The organism is Paenibacillus sp. 2003, assembly GCF_031455635.1.
In the GTDB taxonomy this organism is placed as follows: Bacteria; Bacillota; Bacilli; order Paenibacillales; family Paenibacillaceae; genus Paenibacillus; species Paenibacillus amylolyticus_B.
In genome coordinates, this window is record NZ_JAVDTB010000001.1 from 1,145,175 (window position 1) to 1,164,320 (window position 19,146).

14 protein-coding genes are annotated in these 19,146 nt (G+C 44.5%); 9 read left to right on the forward strand and 5 right to left on the reverse strand.

The features are described 5' to 3' along the window. The first annotated feature begins 84 nt into the window (after positions 1-84). From J2X75_RS05335 to J2X75_RS05360, 6 genes are all read left to right on the forward strand, one after another. The gene (locus J2X75_RS05335; protein WP_310334761.1) at positions 85-459 is read left to right on the forward strand and encodes a hypothetical protein; all 375 of its coding nucleotides are present in this window, start codon (positions 85-87) and stop codon (positions 457-459) included. 394 nt (positions 460-853) lie between these two features. Further along, on the forward strand, positions 854-2,455 hold the full coding sequence (locus J2X75_RS05340; RefSeq protein ID WP_310334763.1) for an extracellular solute-binding protein: 1,602 nt from the start codon (positions 854-856) through the stop codon (positions 2,453-2,455). A gap of 111 nt (positions 2,456-2,566) precedes the next feature. Beyond that, on the forward strand, positions 2,567-3,469 hold the full coding sequence (locus J2X75_RS05345) for an ABC transporter permease (protein WP_017688833.1): 903 nt from the start codon (positions 2,567-2,569) through the stop codon (positions 3,467-3,469). 38 nt (positions 3,470-3,507) lie between these two features. Further along, entirely contained in the window at positions 3,508-4,380 is an 873-nt protein-coding gene (locus J2X75_RS05350; protein WP_124114304.1) for a carbohydrate ABC transporter permease, read from the forward strand. Positions 4,381-4,402: 22 nt separating this feature from the next. Next, a complete protein-coding gene (locus J2X75_RS05355) occupies positions 4,403-6,121 on the forward strand; it encodes a hypothetical protein (protein ID WP_310334766.1) in 1,719 nt (572 codons plus the stop codon). 289 nt (positions 6,122-6,410) lie between these two features. Beyond that, a complete protein-coding gene (locus J2X75_RS05360; protein ID WP_310334769.1) occupies positions 6,411-7,376 on the forward strand; it encodes a sugar phosphate isomerase/epimerase family protein in 966 nt (321 codons plus the stop codon). Between the two features lie 133 nt (positions 7,377-7,509). On the opposite strand, the gene J2X75_RS05365 is transcribed toward J2X75_RS05360, so the two are convergent. From J2X75_RS05365 to J2X75_RS05380, 4 genes are all read right to left on the reverse strand, one after another. Continuing rightward, positions 7,510-8,145 carry a response regulator gene (locus J2X75_RS05365; protein WP_310334771.1) on the reverse strand — a complete coding sequence of 212 codons (636 nt, stop codon included), beginning with the start codon at positions 8,143-8,145 and terminating at the stop codon, positions 7,510-7,512. Next, the gene (locus tag J2X75_RS05370; protein ID WP_310334773.1) at positions 8,145-10,223 is read right to left on the reverse strand and encodes a sensor histidine kinase; all 2,079 of its coding nucleotides are present in this window, start codon (positions 10,221-10,223) and stop codon (positions 8,145-8,147) included. Before J2X75_RS05370 ends, J2X75_RS05365 begins: the two co-directional genes overlap by 1 nt. A 387-nt stretch (positions 10,224-10,610) precedes the next feature. Then, positions 10,611-12,650: a serine hydrolase domain-containing protein gene (locus J2X75_RS05375; RefSeq protein ID WP_310334774.1), complete on the reverse strand. Its 2,040-nt coding sequence runs from the start codon at positions 12,648-12,650 to the stop codon at positions 10,611-10,613. A 333-nt stretch (positions 12,651-12,983) separates the two neighbouring features. Next, complete coding sequence (locus J2X75_RS05380) at positions 12,984-13,568, reverse strand: P-loop nucleotide/nucleoside kinase family protein (protein WP_310334776.1); 585 nt, start codon at positions 13,566-13,568, stop codon at positions 12,984-12,986. A gap of 247 nt (positions 13,569-13,815) precedes the next feature. On the opposite strand from J2X75_RS05380, the gene J2X75_RS05385 reads away from it, so the two are divergent. Further along, positions 13,816-14,151, forward strand: a complete 336-nt coding sequence (locus tag J2X75_RS05385) for a PadR family transcriptional regulator (protein ID WP_167483549.1) — start codon at positions 13,816-13,818, stop codon at positions 14,149-14,151. Further along, positions 14,148-15,485 carry an FtsW/RodA/SpoVE family cell cycle protein gene (locus J2X75_RS05390; protein WP_310334781.1) on the forward strand — a complete coding sequence of 446 codons (1,338 nt, stop codon included), beginning with the start codon at positions 14,148-14,150 and terminating at the stop codon, positions 15,483-15,485. Before J2X75_RS05385 ends, J2X75_RS05390 begins: the two co-directional genes overlap by 4 nt. Before the next feature lie 43 nt (positions 15,486-15,528). Here the strand turns inward: J2X75_RS05390 and J2X75_RS05395 are convergent, their stop codons facing one another. Then, positions 15,529-17,340: an ABC transporter substrate-binding protein gene (locus J2X75_RS05395; protein ID WP_310334782.1), complete on the reverse strand. Its 1,812-nt coding sequence runs from the start codon at positions 17,338-17,340 to the stop codon at positions 15,529-15,531. A 134-nt stretch (positions 17,341-17,474) separates the two neighbouring features. Here J2X75_RS05395 and J2X75_RS05400 point away from each other — a divergent pair, with 134 nt between their 5' ends. Further along, entirely contained in the window at positions 17,475-19,094 is a 1,620-nt protein-coding gene (locus tag J2X75_RS05400; protein ID WP_310334783.1) for a DUF4153 domain-containing protein, read from the forward strand. The last annotated feature ends 52 nt before the right edge of the window (positions 19,095-19,146 follow it).

The following is a 19,146-nucleotide window of genomic DNA, read 5'->3' on the forward strand; positions in this document are numbered from 1 at the left end:
GTAGCTGGTATGTTGTTAAGGAATTTTACGAATGTCCTATACTAGCAGTATGACAATCCATAGATTAATAGGGCAGGAGTGAAGATGATGTACAAATACGGACAGCAAGTATGGGGATCAGTAGATATCAGTAAAAAGGTTACCATTACAGCAAACAACAACACATTTACATTTCATGTAGATGACTCGTCATATACGATAACTATACCTGTTGGTACCTATACGACAAGTCAACAAAGGCATGAATCCGAACTTATTCAGGCCATTTCGAAGGCAGGGGCGGCTCAGAGCATTCCTGTACGATTTATTTTGGGCGGAATGCATTATGATGAGAAGTATAATGTATTGATTTTGGAACATACGGACACAAGCAACGAACATGTGATGGATCAATTTGCGGGAAATGCCATCGATACGTTGTTTGGTCAAGTGAAGTTTAATCTTCCGCCAAGGAATTAGTGCGTCGAATCGTTCTACACGTGTTGCTAAACAAGGAGATCACATAAGATGTGGTCTCTTTTTCATTTTTTGAAGAGAGATTCAATGGAAAAAGGATTATTGCAAGCTGGGTGATGCCAGATTGTGTGTGAGAATTCAACGTAACACAACATATTGCGTTATTATAGTTAACATAAAGAGCGTGAAAATTGTATATTGTCAGGAAATATGTTTATATATCGCGGCATTTGACGTAAAAAACGTGAATTTTACATTTTGAAAATAGTTTATTGTCTAATCATCAGACCTTATGTAATGATTAGTGACATTCACAGGTGCAACGAAATGCACGGAACAAAGTGGAGTGGCAATCATGTGAATTCATTCAGAGAGTGTGCGAAAGGGGAAAGGTCAAATGAGATTATTTCAAAGACGTAAGGCTGGCAAGGCAAGTTCAATCCTCGCAGTGGTAACAGCATTCACTCTATTATTATCTGCATGTTCATCAGGAAGCGAATCAACATCTTCATCTGGAGAGTCGGGTGCGGGGGAAAAAACGACTTTGAAAGTTGAAATCTTCGATCGGGGAAACACTCCGGCGGGCTACACCATTTCGGACAGTTATCTGACTCGCTTCATTCAAGAGAAGTTTGGTGATCCAAACAACATCGATGTTCAGTTTGTTCCCGTACCACGCTCGGAGGAAGTACAGAAACTTAACGTTCTGATGGCGAGTGGCTCTGAAGTTCCTGATATTGTCTTTACCTACGATTCGGGAACATTCAACCGGTATGCAGAGCAAGGAGGTCTGACCGAACTTACGGATCTGATCAATCAAAGTGGTCCTAACCTGAAGAAGTTCCTCGGAGATGAAACGCTGGCCTACGGTCAATACGATGGACAACAGTTTGCGGTTCCAGGTAAACGTCTTGTACTTGGCAAGTACGCATCTTATGTTCGTCAGGATTGGCTGGACGCACTCGGATTGCCTTCACCTGAGACAGCTGAGGAGCTGCATACCACACTGAAGGCCTTTAAGGAAAAAGATCCGGGTAAGGTGGGCACAGGGCTTATCCCAATGGGGATGTCAATTGCTTCGGCTCAATACGAACCCCTGATCTGGTCATTTATTGAACCGTTGACGGAAGAGCAAAAATATACATTAACGCAACAACTGGGTTCCAATGACTATCCAACGTTGTTGCCTGGTTTCAAGGACGCTCTGAAATATATGAACACACTATATAATGAAGGATTAATGAGCAAGGACTTTGGACTCGATAAAGACAAGAAAAAGCTGTGGGAAGATGTATCTAACGGCAAAGTTGGATTCTACACCGAGGATGCAGGGGAGGTTTATATCTCCGGTACGTACAAAAACCTGCAAACCAATCAACCTGGTGCAGTGATGACACCGATTGATGCATTCAAAAACTCCGAGGGCAAATTCGCCAAACCGGCATATGCACCCAATGCGATGTATGTCATGATTCCGAAATCGAGCAAAAATGCGGAAGCAGCGATGAAGTATCTGGATTGGATGGCTTCGGGCAACAACTTGTTCGACCTGCAATTCGGTGTTGAAAATGAGAACTACGAACTTGTGGATGGGGTACCACTGATCAAAGATGATGCTTCTCCTGAAATTGCAGGCCGTATCTATAATTCCGGTGACATTGCCATTATCGTGAACGGTAAATACGTTGGGGATGACAAGAAAAATGAAGAGGCTTATGTCGTTCAGGTAGAGTCGAAGTATCGGGATGATATGCGCAAGTCGGTAGCGATCTCTAACACGGACACCATTCAACCGGTACGTTTCTCCAAACCGATTGACGCAGAAGCACGTTACGGTAACGGCTTAAAAGACAAGTTTATGGAGTTCTTCGTGAAAACAACCATTTCCAAACCCGCTGATTTTGAAGCCACGTATGACAGCATGATGAAGGACTACATGGCGAGCGGTGGCCAAGCAATCCTGGATGAACGTACAGAAGCTTACAAAGCGATGAAATAAGTAGAGTAGAGATCACATCTAATGTGTATGACAACAAAGAACAGGGATTTCATTAGGGCGATGGTAACATCGCCTTGATGAAGAATCCTGAATGACATGGGGGGAAGGTTTATGAAAACAAGCATCTATTTCCGCAGAAACTGGCAACTATATGCGTTGCTCCTACTGCCCATGATCTACTTCATTATTTTTAAGTATGGGCCAATGTATGGCGTGCAGATTGCCTTCAAGGACTTTAACTTCTTTCAAGGGATCGCCGGTAGTGAGTGGATTGGCTTGGATGCATTCAGAGAAGTGTTTCAAAATCAGGGATTCTACACGGCATTGCGTAACACGTTAGTGCTTAATATGCTGGATTTACTGGTTTCCTTCCCGGCACCACTTATATTAGCCATCTTATTGTTTGAGCTGAAAAAGGCCTGGTTCAAAAAGTTGGCACAGACTTTACTGTACATTCCTCACTTTATTTCGTGGGTGATTATTGGAGGGATCGTACTTCAGGTATTCGGTACACAATCCGGTTTCATTAACAATATTTTGATGAGCATGGGATTTGATCCATTGCCATTCCTTTCAGACAAAAACTATTGGCTTTTTACGTATCTTGCGGTAGGCGTGTGGCAGAGTGCAGGCTGGGGTACGATTCTGTATCTGGCATCCCTGACAGGGATTAACCGGGAGCTGTATGAAGCGGCAGAAGTAGATGGAGCAAGTCGGCTACGGAGAATCTGGCACATCTCCTTGCCAGGCATCAAAACAACGATTGTTACCTTATTGATCATCAATGTCGGCAACATGATCTCTATCGGCTTTGACCGACCGTTTATTATCGGTAACGTGGCTGTACGTGAATACTCGGATGTGCTCAGCACGTTTGTCTATCGTGTCGGTTTACAATCTGGTCAGGTTACGCTCGCAACAGCTGTAGGTTTGTTCCAGGCTTTAGTTGGACTTGTCTTCATACTCGGAGCAAATTATACGTCCAAGAAATTAACCGATGAGAGCATTATGTAGTGGATTGAATCACATATGATCTGTAAGGAGTGAGTGAGATGTCTGAAAACACGGCGAATCGAATATTCAACTCGGTAAACGTCATTCTTATTATCATTACGATGGTGCTGTGTCTTGCACCATTCATTCATATTATTGCGATCTCGCTCAGCTCAAACCGGGCGATTGGTTCAGGAGAAGTTTCCTTTTTCCCCAAAGAATTATCCTTTGAGGCGTATACCAAAGTATTTGCAGATGGATCGATGATTCGTTCACTCATCTATACGATTTGGCTGACCGTCCTGAGTACGGTGCTGAGCATGGTGATGACCATTGCAGCGGCATATCCACTGGCGAAGAGTAATCTGAAAGGGCGCAAGTGGTTCATGCTTGTCATTGTGGTGACAATGTTCTTCAGTGGCGGCATTATTCCTGAGTACATTCTGATCAAAAATCTGCATCTACTCGACAGCACATGGGGACTTATTCTGCCTGGATTGATTAGTCCGTTCTATATGATCATTCTCATTACCTTCTTCCGAGGTATTCCCGAAAGTCTGGAAGAAGCGGCGGGCATTGACGGTAGCAGTCACTTCGGAACACTTATGCGCATTATTTTGCCACTCTCTCTTCCGGTTATGGCAACACTGAGCCTATTCTACGCGGTAGGACGCTGGAATGGTTTCCAGGATGCACTCATGTATATTACGAAGCCTGAACTATACCCTTTACAATTGAAATTGTATCAGATGATTCAGCAAAACCAGATTACAGAATTGATGCAGAACGAAGGCATTGGTGCTGTTCAGGTTCTGCCTGAGAGTCTGAAAGCAGCCAGCGTTATATTCTCAACGTTACCGATTCTGCTTGTGTATCCGTGGTTGCAGCGGTACTTTATCAGTGGCGTAATGGTAGGTGCTGTAAAAGGTTAACAGTCTCGGGAGGTCGCATGATATGACACAACGAATAGTAGAAAAGATGTCGAAAGAGCAGCAGTATCTTATAAATCAGTCCATGGTGATGATGGATAGCTTCTATGACAAGGAACTGGATCTGCTACGTAGTTTCGAAGAAGAGGATTCATCGCAGCACAGCACACGAGCCAGTGCACATTATGCGCTAGGGTTGTTGATTCGAAATGAGCCTGGTGATGTGGAACGCGCGATACGGGTGTTCCACAAGGTGCTCGATGTTCAATATGACGCTCCGGATGAGATCTATCACGGAACCTTCGCGACCCGGCCCAATGATGTGCATCCACCAGCGGGTCACTATGCTTGGAAATCTTTTGCGCCAGGCACGGCCTATTTCCTGGAACGCACCTTTGAGAAGGTGTCTGCGCAGTTTATCCATAAACTACAGGAAGAGGGTTCTCGGCTAACAGAGGCAGCAAACCCCAAACAACTGAAACACCTTTTTTATTCGGCAGTGAATCAGGTTCTGCCACCAGTCTGGATCAGCTATGATCCCAACTGGCGCGAGTTTATCGCTTGTGTCTGTGTGGTTGTAACTGCCGAATTCGCCCAACTTATACCGGAGACACTCATGAAACGGATAGACCATGCGATGGAACTGGCTGTACAAGGGTCAATAGAACGCAGGTTATCCGACGTAATCCCAATGAACACCAATATTGAGTTAATGCATATTTTCATCACCCACTACTACGGCCATCGCTTGAACCGAACAGAATGGATTCAGCATTCGGATGAACAGGCAGAGGGATTCATGAAGGAGTTTGAACAGTACGATGGTACATTCGCTGAATTCAATACAACAACGTATTACGGGGTGGATCTGTCCGTGCTTGGCATGTATCGAAAGTATGGACTCACCGAACGTTTGATCGAAATTGGACACCGGATTGAACACGGGCTGTGGAGTAACATTGCGCTATATTATAATGCCAACCTGGAGAATCTCTCCGGCCCATTCTCTCGGGCGTACGACATGGAAATGCGAGAGCATAGTTCAATCGGTGTATTTATCTATCTCTTGCTTGGAGAAGGGTATGAATATCTGGCAGGAATCAACTGTGAGTCAGGCCATGATCCACTGATTGCGCTCCTTGGGGTGGATGTGCCCGTGGAAGCCGTGCCGTATTTCAAGGCTCATCAAGAAGATCGGCTTGTGCAGAAACAGTTCATGGAACTGTGTGAGCGCAATGATCCAACCTCCAATCGGAATTTGTGTACAGCCAAAGCTTGGATCGGTGAGGATCGGATGATCGGGGCCATGTCGGGAAGTGTGAATACGAATGGACAGATGCATCCAGCTACGATCCACTGGCAGACAGAGACGGGGGAGCATTATTATCTTCGCTTGATCCGCCGTGAGGTAGGCGAGGATTGGAACAGTCATCTGCGCGGAGTAACATTCGATGCGGATCTCACGCCAGATTCGTTAACCATTGATGTGGAGCTGGATACGGCGGAAGAGATCGATGTTTATTTTGAAATCAGGGGGCCATCCCTTCGTCAGCAGGATATTACATCAGCGTTATGGCAGTTCCCTGGACTTACGTGTACCGTGAAGGCTGAAGCGCCTGAACCATCCGTGTTAATGTACGTGAATCATGCGGAGATCATCTATCGTTATGTACCTGGAAAGACTGCGAACAAGATGAGATTTGAATTGACTCTCCGTGAAAACAACGGTATGAGGAATAAATAGGTATATAAGATGAACTGAACATTTCCACGAGAACGGAGAGTGCAGAACCGATCTGAAGAAGCGGAGCGTTCGCCTGAAAGCTTTCTGCAAGAAAGCTGCATCGGAAGCATAAGCTATCTCCGGATTTTTCCCTTTGGAGAAGGGGATCAAAAAAATCTGGGGATAACAGCGATCGGAAGATGGTACTGCAATTGGAGTGATCTAGTGTAAAGTTTATTGGTTCAACTTATATAGATAGAGATAAATGGAATATGAATGGGAGATAGAATGAGAGACAGGAGGACCAATGATGTATACGGACAAACAGGAATATTCGTTCTCAACATGTTGGAACATCAAACGTCATACGACCGGACAAGGCATGATTGAAGAGATCAAATCTCTTGGATTCAGACAGGTGGAATTGAATTATAATGTTACGGAAGAGATGCTGCAGACGATAGAACCGATGATTGAACGGGGCGAAATCGGTGTATCCAGTGTGCATAATACATTCCCGCATGTGGCTGATCCGGATTATGGGACGGATTCCGTCCTGCTCGGATTCGCTGATGAGCCGCGCCGCAAACGAGCGATTGAACTGTTACTCCGCTCTGCCGAGTATGCACATCGTTATGGAGCCAAGGCTGTTGTTGTACATCCGGGTGAGGTTCCGTTTGAATACAATATAGATGAAGCGTTGAAAAAGATATACCACGATCAGGGGCCGGACTCCCCGGCGTATCAATCTTTATGGCAAGAGATGCTGGAGAAACGGGAAGATGGCAGCGCACATTACCTGAGCCGGATTCAGGAGAGTCTGGAAGAGGTATGTGACTTGTCGGAGCAGCGGGGATATGGAGTGAATTTTGGTATTGAGACCCGTTCACGCTGTTATCAGATGCCGACTTTGCACGAAGCGGGAACGATTATTGAACGCATGAAGGGCGCGCCGCTTGGTCTTTGGTACGATATTGGTCACGGCATGATGATGGATCGAATGGGGTTGTACGATAATGTACGTGAGGCTAACGCGTTGATTGATCACGTGGTTGGCGTGCATATTCATGAAACCGTAGGGTTATCAGATCATTGGTGTCCATACATTCATAGCAAAGACATGACATTTTTTGATTCATTTTTGGATATTATCGACCGTTCTCTGGTGAAAGTATATGAATTAAAAGCCGCGTGTACACCGGAAGAAATCAATGAGAGTCATGGAATAATCACGGCTCGTATTGCTGAACGTCATGCGGCACGTCAGCGCGGATAAGGAGCACACGCATCAAGCGTGAATGCCCCTATAGGAAAGTAATTAACAAATAGAGCGGTTAAGAACAAACCTCAGGTTGCATTACAAGGGTGTTCTGCCGCTCTTTTGTTGTTCTTTTAAAGGGTGAATGTTTTTAGCGTTTCTCAGGGAGTGTTACGTCACCGAGAATACCTGCCTGATAGCCTTTGACTACAGCCCCGATTCTGGATTTAACACCAAATTTCTGTGTAATAGACGTGATATGATACTCCACTGTACGTTGGCTGATCGCCAGATCCTGTGCAATTTCCTTATTGGTCATCTCCAGTGCAATACGGTTAAGCACTTTGCGTTCTGTTGCAGTGAGTGATTCCTCCAGATTAGAGGATAACATGGTCTCTGGAACAAGCACATGACCCAACATACTTTGGTGAATGGCGTTGATAATCTGTCCATACGTTGCTTGTTTTGACAAGTAGGCATGGACGCCCAGATCATAAGCTTTTAACTGGAATTCATGATAGTTGTATCCAGATAGCAATATAATTTTGACGGATAACCCGTATTGATCTTTCAATCTTCTCACAACCTCGAACCCATCAAGCTGGGGCATGCGGATATCCATCACAACAACATCTGGTCGCAACGCCTCTACTTCGGATAAGAAAAGCAATGGATCGCTGAATGTCTTCAGTACCTGTATACCGGGTTCGCGGTTCAAGCGGTTGTTGAGACCTTCCATGACCAGGGGGTGATCATCAAGCAATATAACTGTAAGGGGTTCGCTCATTATTCAGTAGCTCCTTTCGTTAGAGGCAAACGAATGTTGATTGAGGTTCCTTTGCCAAGGCTGGAATGTATGGTGAATTCTCCACCGAGATGTTGAATGCTGCTTTGAATGGATATCAAACCGAAGTGCCCTGTTGGAGTATCAAATGTGGTATGAACATTAAACCCCAAGCCGTCATCCTCTATTTGGAGAAACAGGTCATTAGCCCTTGTATGTACCTGAATGGAGCAAAACGACGCTTGTGAATGCTTCATCACATTCATAATGAGTTCGCGGACCGTCCGAAAGACGGTGGACTTTAGAGGTTCGTGCTTCAACTCTTCAGAGAGGGCGTTGTAGTTTAATTCCATTCTGATACCACTTTTTATTTGAAGTGTACGGATGAGCCATTGCAACGCCTCCTCAAGATCACTTCGATCCATAATGTGAGGGTAGAGATCATCACACAATTGGCGTATATCTCTCTGGGAAGCATACAGGCACTCTAGCCAAACAGCCGTTTGATCCTTATGCGTCTCTCCGGTATCGTGTAATTCCTCCAAATCACGAGACAGGAAAATCAGGTTTTGAAGCAGTTGATCATGAAGGAAATAAGAGGTTTTCATACGCTCTGCCTGTTGGGCTTCCATCATAATATCATTGAACTGCCGATGGCGGCGTATCTGGTGTTCATGAAGATCTGTCTGGTCTACACGGTATTCATATCGCTTCTGCAGATCAGATAAGAGTTTGCCATTGACGAGCATTCGAATCGCTTCCAGCCTGCCTTTATCAATGATATCCTGCTCTTCTGCTGAAAAAAGGGTGCGATTTTCTTTGTGACCAATGCCTAGAAATCCTATCATCTCCGTCGTTGGTTCACCTGAAAGCTCCCAAACCTGTGCCAAGTCATATTTCTGTCGTAAAACTTCAATATCCAACGCCTCGTTATCGATATTCTGAATGGAAGCAAAAACCCCTGTACCTTCCTGAGAATATCTGTGCTTATCATCAATCCATATGACAATTACGCCTTCAATATCCAGCATCTTGTGGAACATCTCGGCAAACACGTGAATCATGTCCCGCATGTTTTGCTGCTCAGCCATTCGCATAGTCAACCGCAGTTGCTGGTGTTCCAACCAGTCTTTGTTAAGTTTGTTTTTCTTGCGTGAGCGGGTGAGCATGTACTGATACACCCAAGTAATCAGCAAAAACGAGACAAACAGTAAGCTGATATGAATTAACGAATGCAGGCGAGAAGCAGCCAGAAACAGTAAAAATACGATTAAAGCATATAGTCCATGAATCATCAATCTTGGCATAACCAGTTTGAGATCAAGCATACTCCGTTGTACAAGTACATAAGTGAACATCCATGATAAAGGAAGAAATCCAATTAATGTGTACTCTACAGGCAATAATGGTTCACCTTGAAGCAGGGTTGGAATAGCAAAACAGATGATGAAGGGAATCAGGCTAAAAATAATTCCTGTTAACATGAGCAATAGCTGGTTCTGCTCCTTGCGATTGTAGCTTTTACGATTAACCCATGTCATCCAGATTAAGATCAGAAGGGTTGCACAAAGAATAAAGTTAAGCAGATTGGTTGGACCAGACGGCGCAACAGGAGTACTGACGGTGGTAATGCCTTGATTGATCTGAACATCGGTCATCATCCACTGCTTGATGTACAGAAATACTAGGCCTGCAGAATAAGCAACTGCAATACCTCTGCTGATGAATAGTAACCACCGGAAACGATGCAGGCGGGTACGGAATACAAAAGACACATAAAAAGCAGTTAGACAGTAAGGTAACCATGCCGCACAAAAGGCCAAAATATAATTGGATATAGGCAACTGGGAAGTGTATATCGTCAGTATACATATGGCCATGGACAGGTTAAGGAGGTAGAACAGACGCATCACTCGTGAACCGGGTTGGCTAAACAAGGCATAGGTTCCGGTCAGCAACAGCAATAATTCTACAATGGATGAGAAGCCGATGTCGAACCATTCACGTGGTCCGGGCATCATTGTATGTTCGGATGTCTGACCGCGAAAATTCTCAACGCCGATGGTGTAGGCTTCAGTCACTAAGAATACGCCTTTTTGATGGAGTAACCGGACTTCTCTTTTGGGTGCCAAGGAGATAACGGTGTCACCCGATCTAATTCCGGATGTATAAGCTAACCCTTGCGGATCTACATCATGTACTGCCCAAGAATTGGAGGCATTTGGTGTCAACGAAAGTCCGATATAAGGATTTGAAAATGAAGAGATATGGATATATGTGGCTGTTAGTATAAAGCACAACATCGTGACAAACCAAACAGAACTAAATTTATATGTGGTGACTCTATGTAATGAATTTCTTAATCCCATGCGAGTAATCATCCGTTCTTATAAAATGCATCATTGGTAAAATGAAGTGGAAAAACAAGCCATGTAGCAATGACATGGCTTGCCGAGCATCACTCTATGTTAATGTAGCAGAGTGCCTAACATTTTGTACATCAAAACTGATGATTCCTGCCTGAGCATAGGCTGCTTCGATTTATAATCCACAGCACCGCTGCTGGATATGGATACTTCCGGACCGTAGAGACCTAGAGCAACCACAAACTGGACACCTTCTTCAGCCCAATGATCCTGTGAACTGCTGAGATCGGCAGTTACGGCAGGTGCGCCAAGTAGTTGTTGTGCCGTTCTTGATATGATCACCGCGGCCTCTTGCCTTGTTATGGCTTGGTCAGGATGGAACAATCCACGGGTATTACCTTGCACAATGCCCAGTTCAAGGGCTGTTTGAATGTAAGCGGCAAAGGGACTTGTTTGGGTATCTTTAAATTTTGGTGATTGAGCTGAAATGGACATTCCGCTTATGCCCACGACCTGTGCTACAAACTCCCCACGTCTAACAGGCTTCTCTGGTTCAAATAGGGATTGATCCTGTGGATACAGGCCAATCTGTGTTAAGCGATAGATGTACGGAGCATAGGGATGGTCTTCTGGCACATCTTCATAAGGCTTGGCTTCTGGCAATTTCTCGGACCAGCTATCTGACTTGTTGTAATAGAAATACGTGATTTCACCTGACTGATTTTTTTTTAAACCAGCAAGCTTACCGTCCTCATCCATGAACAACATGTCCTTAACGGGTGTTAAAGTGTGAGTGCCATAAGCATCTATAACCTGAAGACCTTTCTCTGTTGCTGAAATATCATATAACCATGCAGGCAGACGGATATCTCGATATAGTCCCTCGTAGGAACGGAGTGAAGACTTGGGTACGCTATAATCACTATAATGCGTCTTGTTGTTTGGATAAAAATGATCCATAAATGCTTGAAAAAGCGCTTCTCGCACATCTGGTCCATCACTGTTGGAGACGATAAATAGTCCGGTCATCTCGTTAGGCAAGAGCCATAGATTGGAGTGGAAGCCCGCAAGATCGCCTGCTTTACTCACGACTTTCCGTCCATGATTATATTGCGAATAGGTGGATTCGAATCCGTAACCTGTGCCGGGTATATCAGGGTGTATGGAGACATCCAACGTTTGCATGTCCTGGACGGATGCCGGTTCGAGTATACGTGCACCCTGGGACGAACCTTGATTGAGCTGCGCAAGCATAAAATGAGACATATCCCGTCCAGTCGTAATTAATCCGCCCTCAGGTGAGCTATCCGGTACATTGGGATATTGCGGTAATGCCTGCCCTTCAGCGCCATAAGGAGTTGCGAGTTTACTGAGCGAGTCTTTGCTTAGTGTAAAATGGCTATCCGACATACCGAGTGGCTGGAAAATATGCTGTTGTACATAAGTCTCAAACGGAAGTTTGGACTGTTTCTGAACAATGTAGCCCAAGAGTGCATAGCCGTAGTTGTCGTAACGGAAAACTTCTCCTGGCGTGCGGACAACGGACGGTTGGTGGTCTTTGACGAATTGCTCAAGCGGATAAGAACTTTCCAGTTCTCTGTCTGTAGCTGCTACATCTGTGAAATCAAACCCGCTGGTGTGGGTCATCAGATGTTTCAATGTTAACGCTGTTCCGGTATGGTTGGTCAGATGCAAAGCGTCTGTGTATGCGCTGATATCCTGATCAAGCTTTACGTTACCTTGCTCGGCCAATTGCATAATAGCGGTTGCTGTCAGCGTTTTGGAGATGGAGGCTACACGGAACAGGGTGGAGTCGGCATCGACGGGGATTTGTTTTTCCACATTGGCATAACCATATCCTTTATTCAACACAATCTGTTGATCGTGAACAACGGTGACTACCGCACCTTTCAGAGCAGACTTCACTTCAGGTTGGGCGAAGAATTGATTGATGAACGATTCAGTTTCCTGAGGGCTTACCTGAGGAAGAGGGAGACTGCTTTCAGCCGATACACTGGTTATTGTGGTGAAACTCAGAGATGCAACCAGGAGGATATTGGCTACGGCACGTTTCCAATTAGGATTCGATTTGTAGCTGTGTTGTTTTTGTCGAGTTGGACATGTTGCTACGTGAGATTTCATGAAATTCTCCTTTGAGTTGAGATATGTTCGTTCTCTTACATTTAAGTACATCTATAATCTATCAGTTTGAATGTAATGGCGATTCCGTAGTATGCACTTATTACGGCAGGACATCCGCAAACCTTTTTGCGTGATCCCGCAATGGCAGAGGGTGAATAGCGAGTTGCGAATGATCTTGAACATATGAAAAGATGATCTTGAATATATGAAAAAGAGGTATTTGTCATGATGGACCCAATGGGGGTCTCAACAAATACCTCTTTTTGTTTCGTCTTTTTATTTTCCATGTGAAGCGAACTAGTGCAAAGGAATTGTGATGTGAATTTTATAAAGCTACTCGTACATCCGTCGTTCAAGTTCGGCATAGGCAATCGCAGGATCATCACTGGAATTGTCAATATAAGCGACGGATGAAGCAGGGAGCGGCCAGGCTACTTCTTTACGGACGAGAGAAGCTGTGAAGGCATCCCAGTTTGCGAGTTTCCATTCATCCAATGGAGATTGTCTTGCTGTGATCCGTTTGTGATACAACGCTTCATTCTCAAGATAAATATAGGCCACACGCACATCCGTATCTTCCAGGGTATGTCCAATTCGTGCAAGTTCCTGAGCAATCCAATCCGGGGTACCGATTTCTTTGGTAAATGGCCCCACAACGATCGTATCGATACCCAACTGAACGTTATCCAGAGCGGCGTCCATCGTAATGCGGTACCCAAGATCACGGCACAACCTTTTGTATTCAGGCGAATCTCGGTCGGAGGGATCAAGTCCCTGAAGGGTCATGATCGCCTCAGCCGCGGGACGAAGCAGAATATCCATATCAAAGAAAGCCGCTTTATGTTTACGGGAAAGGGCTTTGGCAAGGGTGGTCTTGCCACTTCCGGCCCCGCCGAGAAAGAAAATTAGTTTGCTCATGAATGTAATGCCTCCTTTAATTGTCTTGAAAAATAGTATATGTAATTGAAAAATACACAAATATATAGATTCGTCATTAGAGTTCATGAATGAAAGAACTTCTTTATTTTAACATAAATAAAGTAGCTTGTTGGCTAGACAGAAAAGGAAGGATAAGGTAATATCATACCTAGTTGTTCTATGCATAGGTTTACGATGTATATGATCAGAAGAGATTTAAAAGTATGAAAAGAAAGGAGTGAGCGCGTTGCAGGTTAACAAACAAATGATTAAGGGTAGTACCGAGACACTAATCCTAACTTTATTGAAGGAACGACCGTTGTACGGATATGAATTAATCAAGGAACTACATCGTCAATCTGAGGGTGTGTTTAATCTGAAAGAGGGCACGTTATATCCTATTTTGCATGCCATGGAGATTGAAGGATGGGTAGAGTCTTACTGGATGGAGGTTGAAGGCCGTAAACGTAAATATTATTCGATTCGTGACAAGGGCATGGAGGCCTTAGAAAGTAAAAAAGCGGAGTGGAATTTGTTCCGTAGAGCTGTGGATCGGGTTCTTGGGGAAGGAGGCCTGACATGACGAATCGAGATGAGCGAATTCAGCATTATCTTGATCACATGTGTGTTCAGGTTAAAGCTCGCGAAGTACATAACGACCTGCGTAATGAGTTGGGGAACCATATGGATGAGATGATTTTGGATAAAGAACAAGAAGGTTATACAGAGGAAGAAGCAATTGCATATGCCATTGAACAGATGGGTGATCCCGCTGTCGTAGGCAAGAGTATGCACCGCTTACATCGTCATCGAATACATTGGGGTCTGTTAACGGGAATTGCCAGTTTGCTAATCATAAGCCTGCTGCTGACGTGGATTTATACGAAAAATATCTCAGTTGAAACCTTTCAGTTTTTGTATAAAAGTCATTTGTTCTACACTATTTTAGGTTTAGTACTGATGGTGTTTTTGATGTATTATGATTATCGAAAATGGAAAAAATCTGCCTGGTGGATCTATATTTTGTTAAGTGGTATGTTGTGGATTAATCCGTTGGTATCACCGATTGATTATGGTGTGCTACGGTTCTGGAGCATATTTGGGTTAACCATTGATCTCACGACGATATCGATGTGGGTATTGCCCCTCGCCATAGGTGCGATTATGCTGGATAAGCTGCGTACTAAGTGTGACGTACAATCCATCTCAACTTATATTCTTCTTGTGGCTTTGCCGTCTTTTAGCCTGTTACAAGCTTCAGATTGGGTACGATTGTTTCCATTCGGAACGGCAACTATTATCTTGTTTGCCTGGATTACACGAAAATGGCTTTATACGTTTGTAGGTGCTGCAATTGCGGGACTTGTCACTATGATGCAATTGTTTTTGAGTGGTGAGTACAGGCGGTTTGAGAGACTCACTGCCGTGTTTAATCCCCAAAATGACCCGCTAGGAAATGGTAGCTATAACCAATCAATTATGAGTATTCTTCATTCCGCCGGATGGTGGGGAAACGGTTTTGACACGTCTTTTGACCACTTTAAAGGATTTTATATGGACTATCCCGGTGTAATGCTTATTGATGTATTTGGTTGGCTAGCAGGCATAGTGCTGTTGCTTGGAATCGTATGGTTTCTTGCTAGTATGCTGAAAATGCTACCTCGTGTACTCGATGAATTTGGTCGTATGATCGTGTTCAGTATTACAATGATGTTTGTATTGCAAATGCTTTACTCGCTGGCGATGACTACCGGAAAGGTTCCGATTGTTAGCGTTACATTCCCTTTTATTGGATTTGGTTCTCATCTGATCTTAGAATACGCCATGATGGGTTTACTGCTTGGAGTATATCGACGTAAAGATACCATTTCATTAAGAAGCCAACCGAGACAGCCGATCAGGACCATATCAAAATAAAATAGACACGTGATCGGATGGTATAAGTAATATAATACGATGTTTAATCAAACGGATGTGCTCGTGCGTCAGACGGAAACCAGATATGACGCAGGTTCACCCAGCCCTGGCTGTTAAAAGATAGACCACGCACGGAAGGCAGATAAGCCGTCTCTACCGGTTTTTCAGATAAATGGAACAGTAAGTTCTGGCTGACCAAAAATTGTTCAATTCGGTCTAATGCAGAAGTTCGATCTGCTGCATTTGGTGAGGCGACGATAGTTTGCAAAATCTCATGAATCGTCATCCGAGCAGAATCTTCCAGATGCTCAGATAACGTGGAGTAGAGATCATACCTTCTCAGTTCTTCGTCTCTGTCCCGAATGAGAGAGAAGAGAATCAGATCAGATTCCAGCCGGAGATTTCCTTTGAACTGCTCCATCGTAGCGGTACGGACGGTACAGGAGAAACCGCACTGCTCCAGTATGGACGCCAGATGTTTAGCATCCCTGCGATATTGTGGAATGGTTGCAATGTGCAGGGGGATGGGACTAGCCGAAGTGAGTCGTTTAGTAATATCTCTATATCCCTCCGGGTCAACCATCCCGGTATTCACCGCACTAAAATCAGTCTCCATGACCTCAGAGTTATCTGCATGTCCGTCATCTCTATACATTCCAGCAAGGCATGACTGAAGGTGTGCTCTTACTTCCGGATCGTTTAACGGTCCGGCTTTTTGCGTATTACATGTGAGTAATTTATGAACCATCACACCTGCACTAATCTGAGTCCAATCTGCACCCGTAGACGAAGACGGATTATGAACAAGATGGAAGAACGGAGTTTCGATATCTTGACTATCATCCATTTTGGCCGAGGCACTCCACGGAATTTGCAGGATATCTACCCGGTCCATATGTGCTCTACCCTGAAAATACGATGAAAAGGCTTCAAGTCTGCACAAGTGATCATCCCAGGCGGTGACCTTGAACGGCCCCGTCCCAACAGGTTTTTGCATCCCATGCACATCACTCGAATGCTTCATCTTATGTTCGTTTGTTCTTGGTGAGGGTACAATCGCCGCACGACTTGTTGTAAGAAAGGACAAAAACAATTCGTGAGGTTTTTTAAGCCGGAAACACACGGTCAAGGGACTGACCGCTTCAATAGATAGAAGCTGTCTACTTACATCACGGTACAATGTCCGACGATCTGTAGATTGCAGCCGTTCAAATGTATGCACAATATCATGAGACGTCAGCATCTGACCATTGTGAAATGTAATACCTTTTCGTAAATAAAACGTCCAGGTCTGTCGGTCTGCACTGACATCCCAAGTATGAGCGAGACAGGGGAGAATCTGGTCTTTTTCACCACGTTGAACCAACCCGTCAAAGACATGGCTGGTCACAAAGGATTCAGCTAATAGATTAATGTACAGCGGATCAAGCGCATGAAGCTGTTGGCGCAGGGGCAACCGAAGCGTATCAATCTGCTCATTATTGGTGCCGGCTTCGGTATGATGTCCTGAATACCCAAGCAACCACTGGTTCAGATGATCCTGCATGGTAGTTGAGCTCGAGAATGCACTCACCTGCTCGGCAGCTTCCTGCAACTCCCGGCGATTCATGGCCTGCATCATATATTCTGCGGCGATTTGATCAGCCGGAACAAGCAAAGTCAGTGAAGAACGCCGACCCCGGCCACGCTGGGAAACCCAATGAATCCAATCATGGGCAACCATCTTTTTGACAATCGTTAATGTATTGCGGTGCGTACAATCAAGTAATTCAGCGAGGTCGGCAAGCGTAAGTTCATGTTCTGTATGGTGACCGTATTGGCGATGTAATAGTAGATATTGCTGATGTAATTTCAAAGTGATGATTCCCTCCTGGAGGTATACCTGGCGTAATTCTCTAAAATAAGAAGTTTTGTCGATTTTAATTTCTATTTATATTCCTATTTTATCATCTAGAATATAGCATAGAAAGGTTAATGGAGGTTTTTCCCATGATTGATAAAATAATGGCTTCACCGCAACGCGCTCTAATCACGCTACTGTCTGCATGGATGCTGGCGATCATTCACCAGTATTTATTCTATGGTAATGAGATTGGCGTATCGTATCCTATCTTTGTAATTCTCTTTTATGTGTTCATGTATCTGTTTGCACGGGATCGCATGAGGTCTTTCAAGTTCATTGATGCTTTTGTGGCGGCTGTAGTGCTATTGTTGTCGCTAACGTTCCTGTTATATGACAATGAACTGCTGTATGTTCTTAATTTTCTGGTTATACCTGGCGTAGTTATCTTACATATGACGTATCTGATGGGCAGAAAACAGAAGCAGTGGTGGGAGATCGGTTTGATTGGTACGGCTATTGACCACTTGCTGCCTCAAGCCATACGTCATTGGGGGACTATTGCTGCCATTGCTGTGAGAGCAGGAGGGCGTGGCATGGGCAAATCCCAAAAAACAGTTGTTTTCAAAGTACTCATTGGTCTTGTGGCGTCCTTGCCTATCCTCATTGTAGTCGTTGCATTACTGTCCTCCGCTGACGGGGTCTTTGATCAGTATTTAGCCGGTTTTCCGGAATGGCTGAATCAATTGGCTTTTACTCCAGGGATACCGAGAATCATCTGGATTGTCATCGCAGGTGTATTGCTGTTCGGTTATGCATGGGGATTTGTACAGCCAATGCAATATGAGGCAGAGAAGAGAGCGAACGCACATTGGAAAAATGGAGCAGTATCCACGGTTGATAAGCGTGATCACACCTATATATTCTCTCCTGTGGACCCGGCCACTGAAGGTCAGGTTACAAATAAGATTACACCCGAGCCCGAACGCACTCCGGTTCATCGAGAACCATTCAGATTGGACCCCATCATTGTAGGCACGATGCTGATTGTCATTAACTGTGTGTACGTTTTGTTTGTACTTGTACAATTTTCGTATCTGTTTGGCGCTGGAGAGGGACATCTTCCGGTAGATCTGTCTTACGCAGAGTATGCGAGAAGTGGATTCGCAGAGTTAATTCTCGTCACAGGTATTAACTTCTTTATTCTTATTGTTGCTTTGCAGTATACCCGTTCGAGTGGCAAAGCGGGTTCCATCGTGCATCAGGTACTTCTCCTGATTCTGGTCAGTTGTTCAGCAATTATGTTGTATTCCGCGTTTATGCGCCTAAATCTTTATGAGCAGGCATATGGATATACATACATCCGCTTTCTGGTACACGCATTCATGATCTTCCTCGCACTCCTGTTGCTGATTGCTGGCCTTCGTATACGGTACACGTCCATACCGCTGATCCGCTGGTATATTGTGCTTGCGCTCACTGCATATGTTGCTGTCAACTATGTGGGTATGGATAAACGGATTGCCGAGCTGAATATTGAACGTTATCATCAGACTGGCAATATTGATGCTACCTATCTGGCGAGTCTGTCAGCAGATGCAGTTCCGTTACTTCGAGCGTTTGCTCTAGAGGAGTGTCCGGATCTCAAGAGGGAAATGCTGGAACGTCAAGCATATCTGGATATGGATACATCAGATCGTTCCTGGCCTTCTTATAACGTAGCAAGACACAGAGCTGAGCTAGAGTTGTCCAAATTGAGAACGGAATAACTGAATAATAGTTGTTTTCACGTACGGATTTATGCAAAAACAATATGTAAGT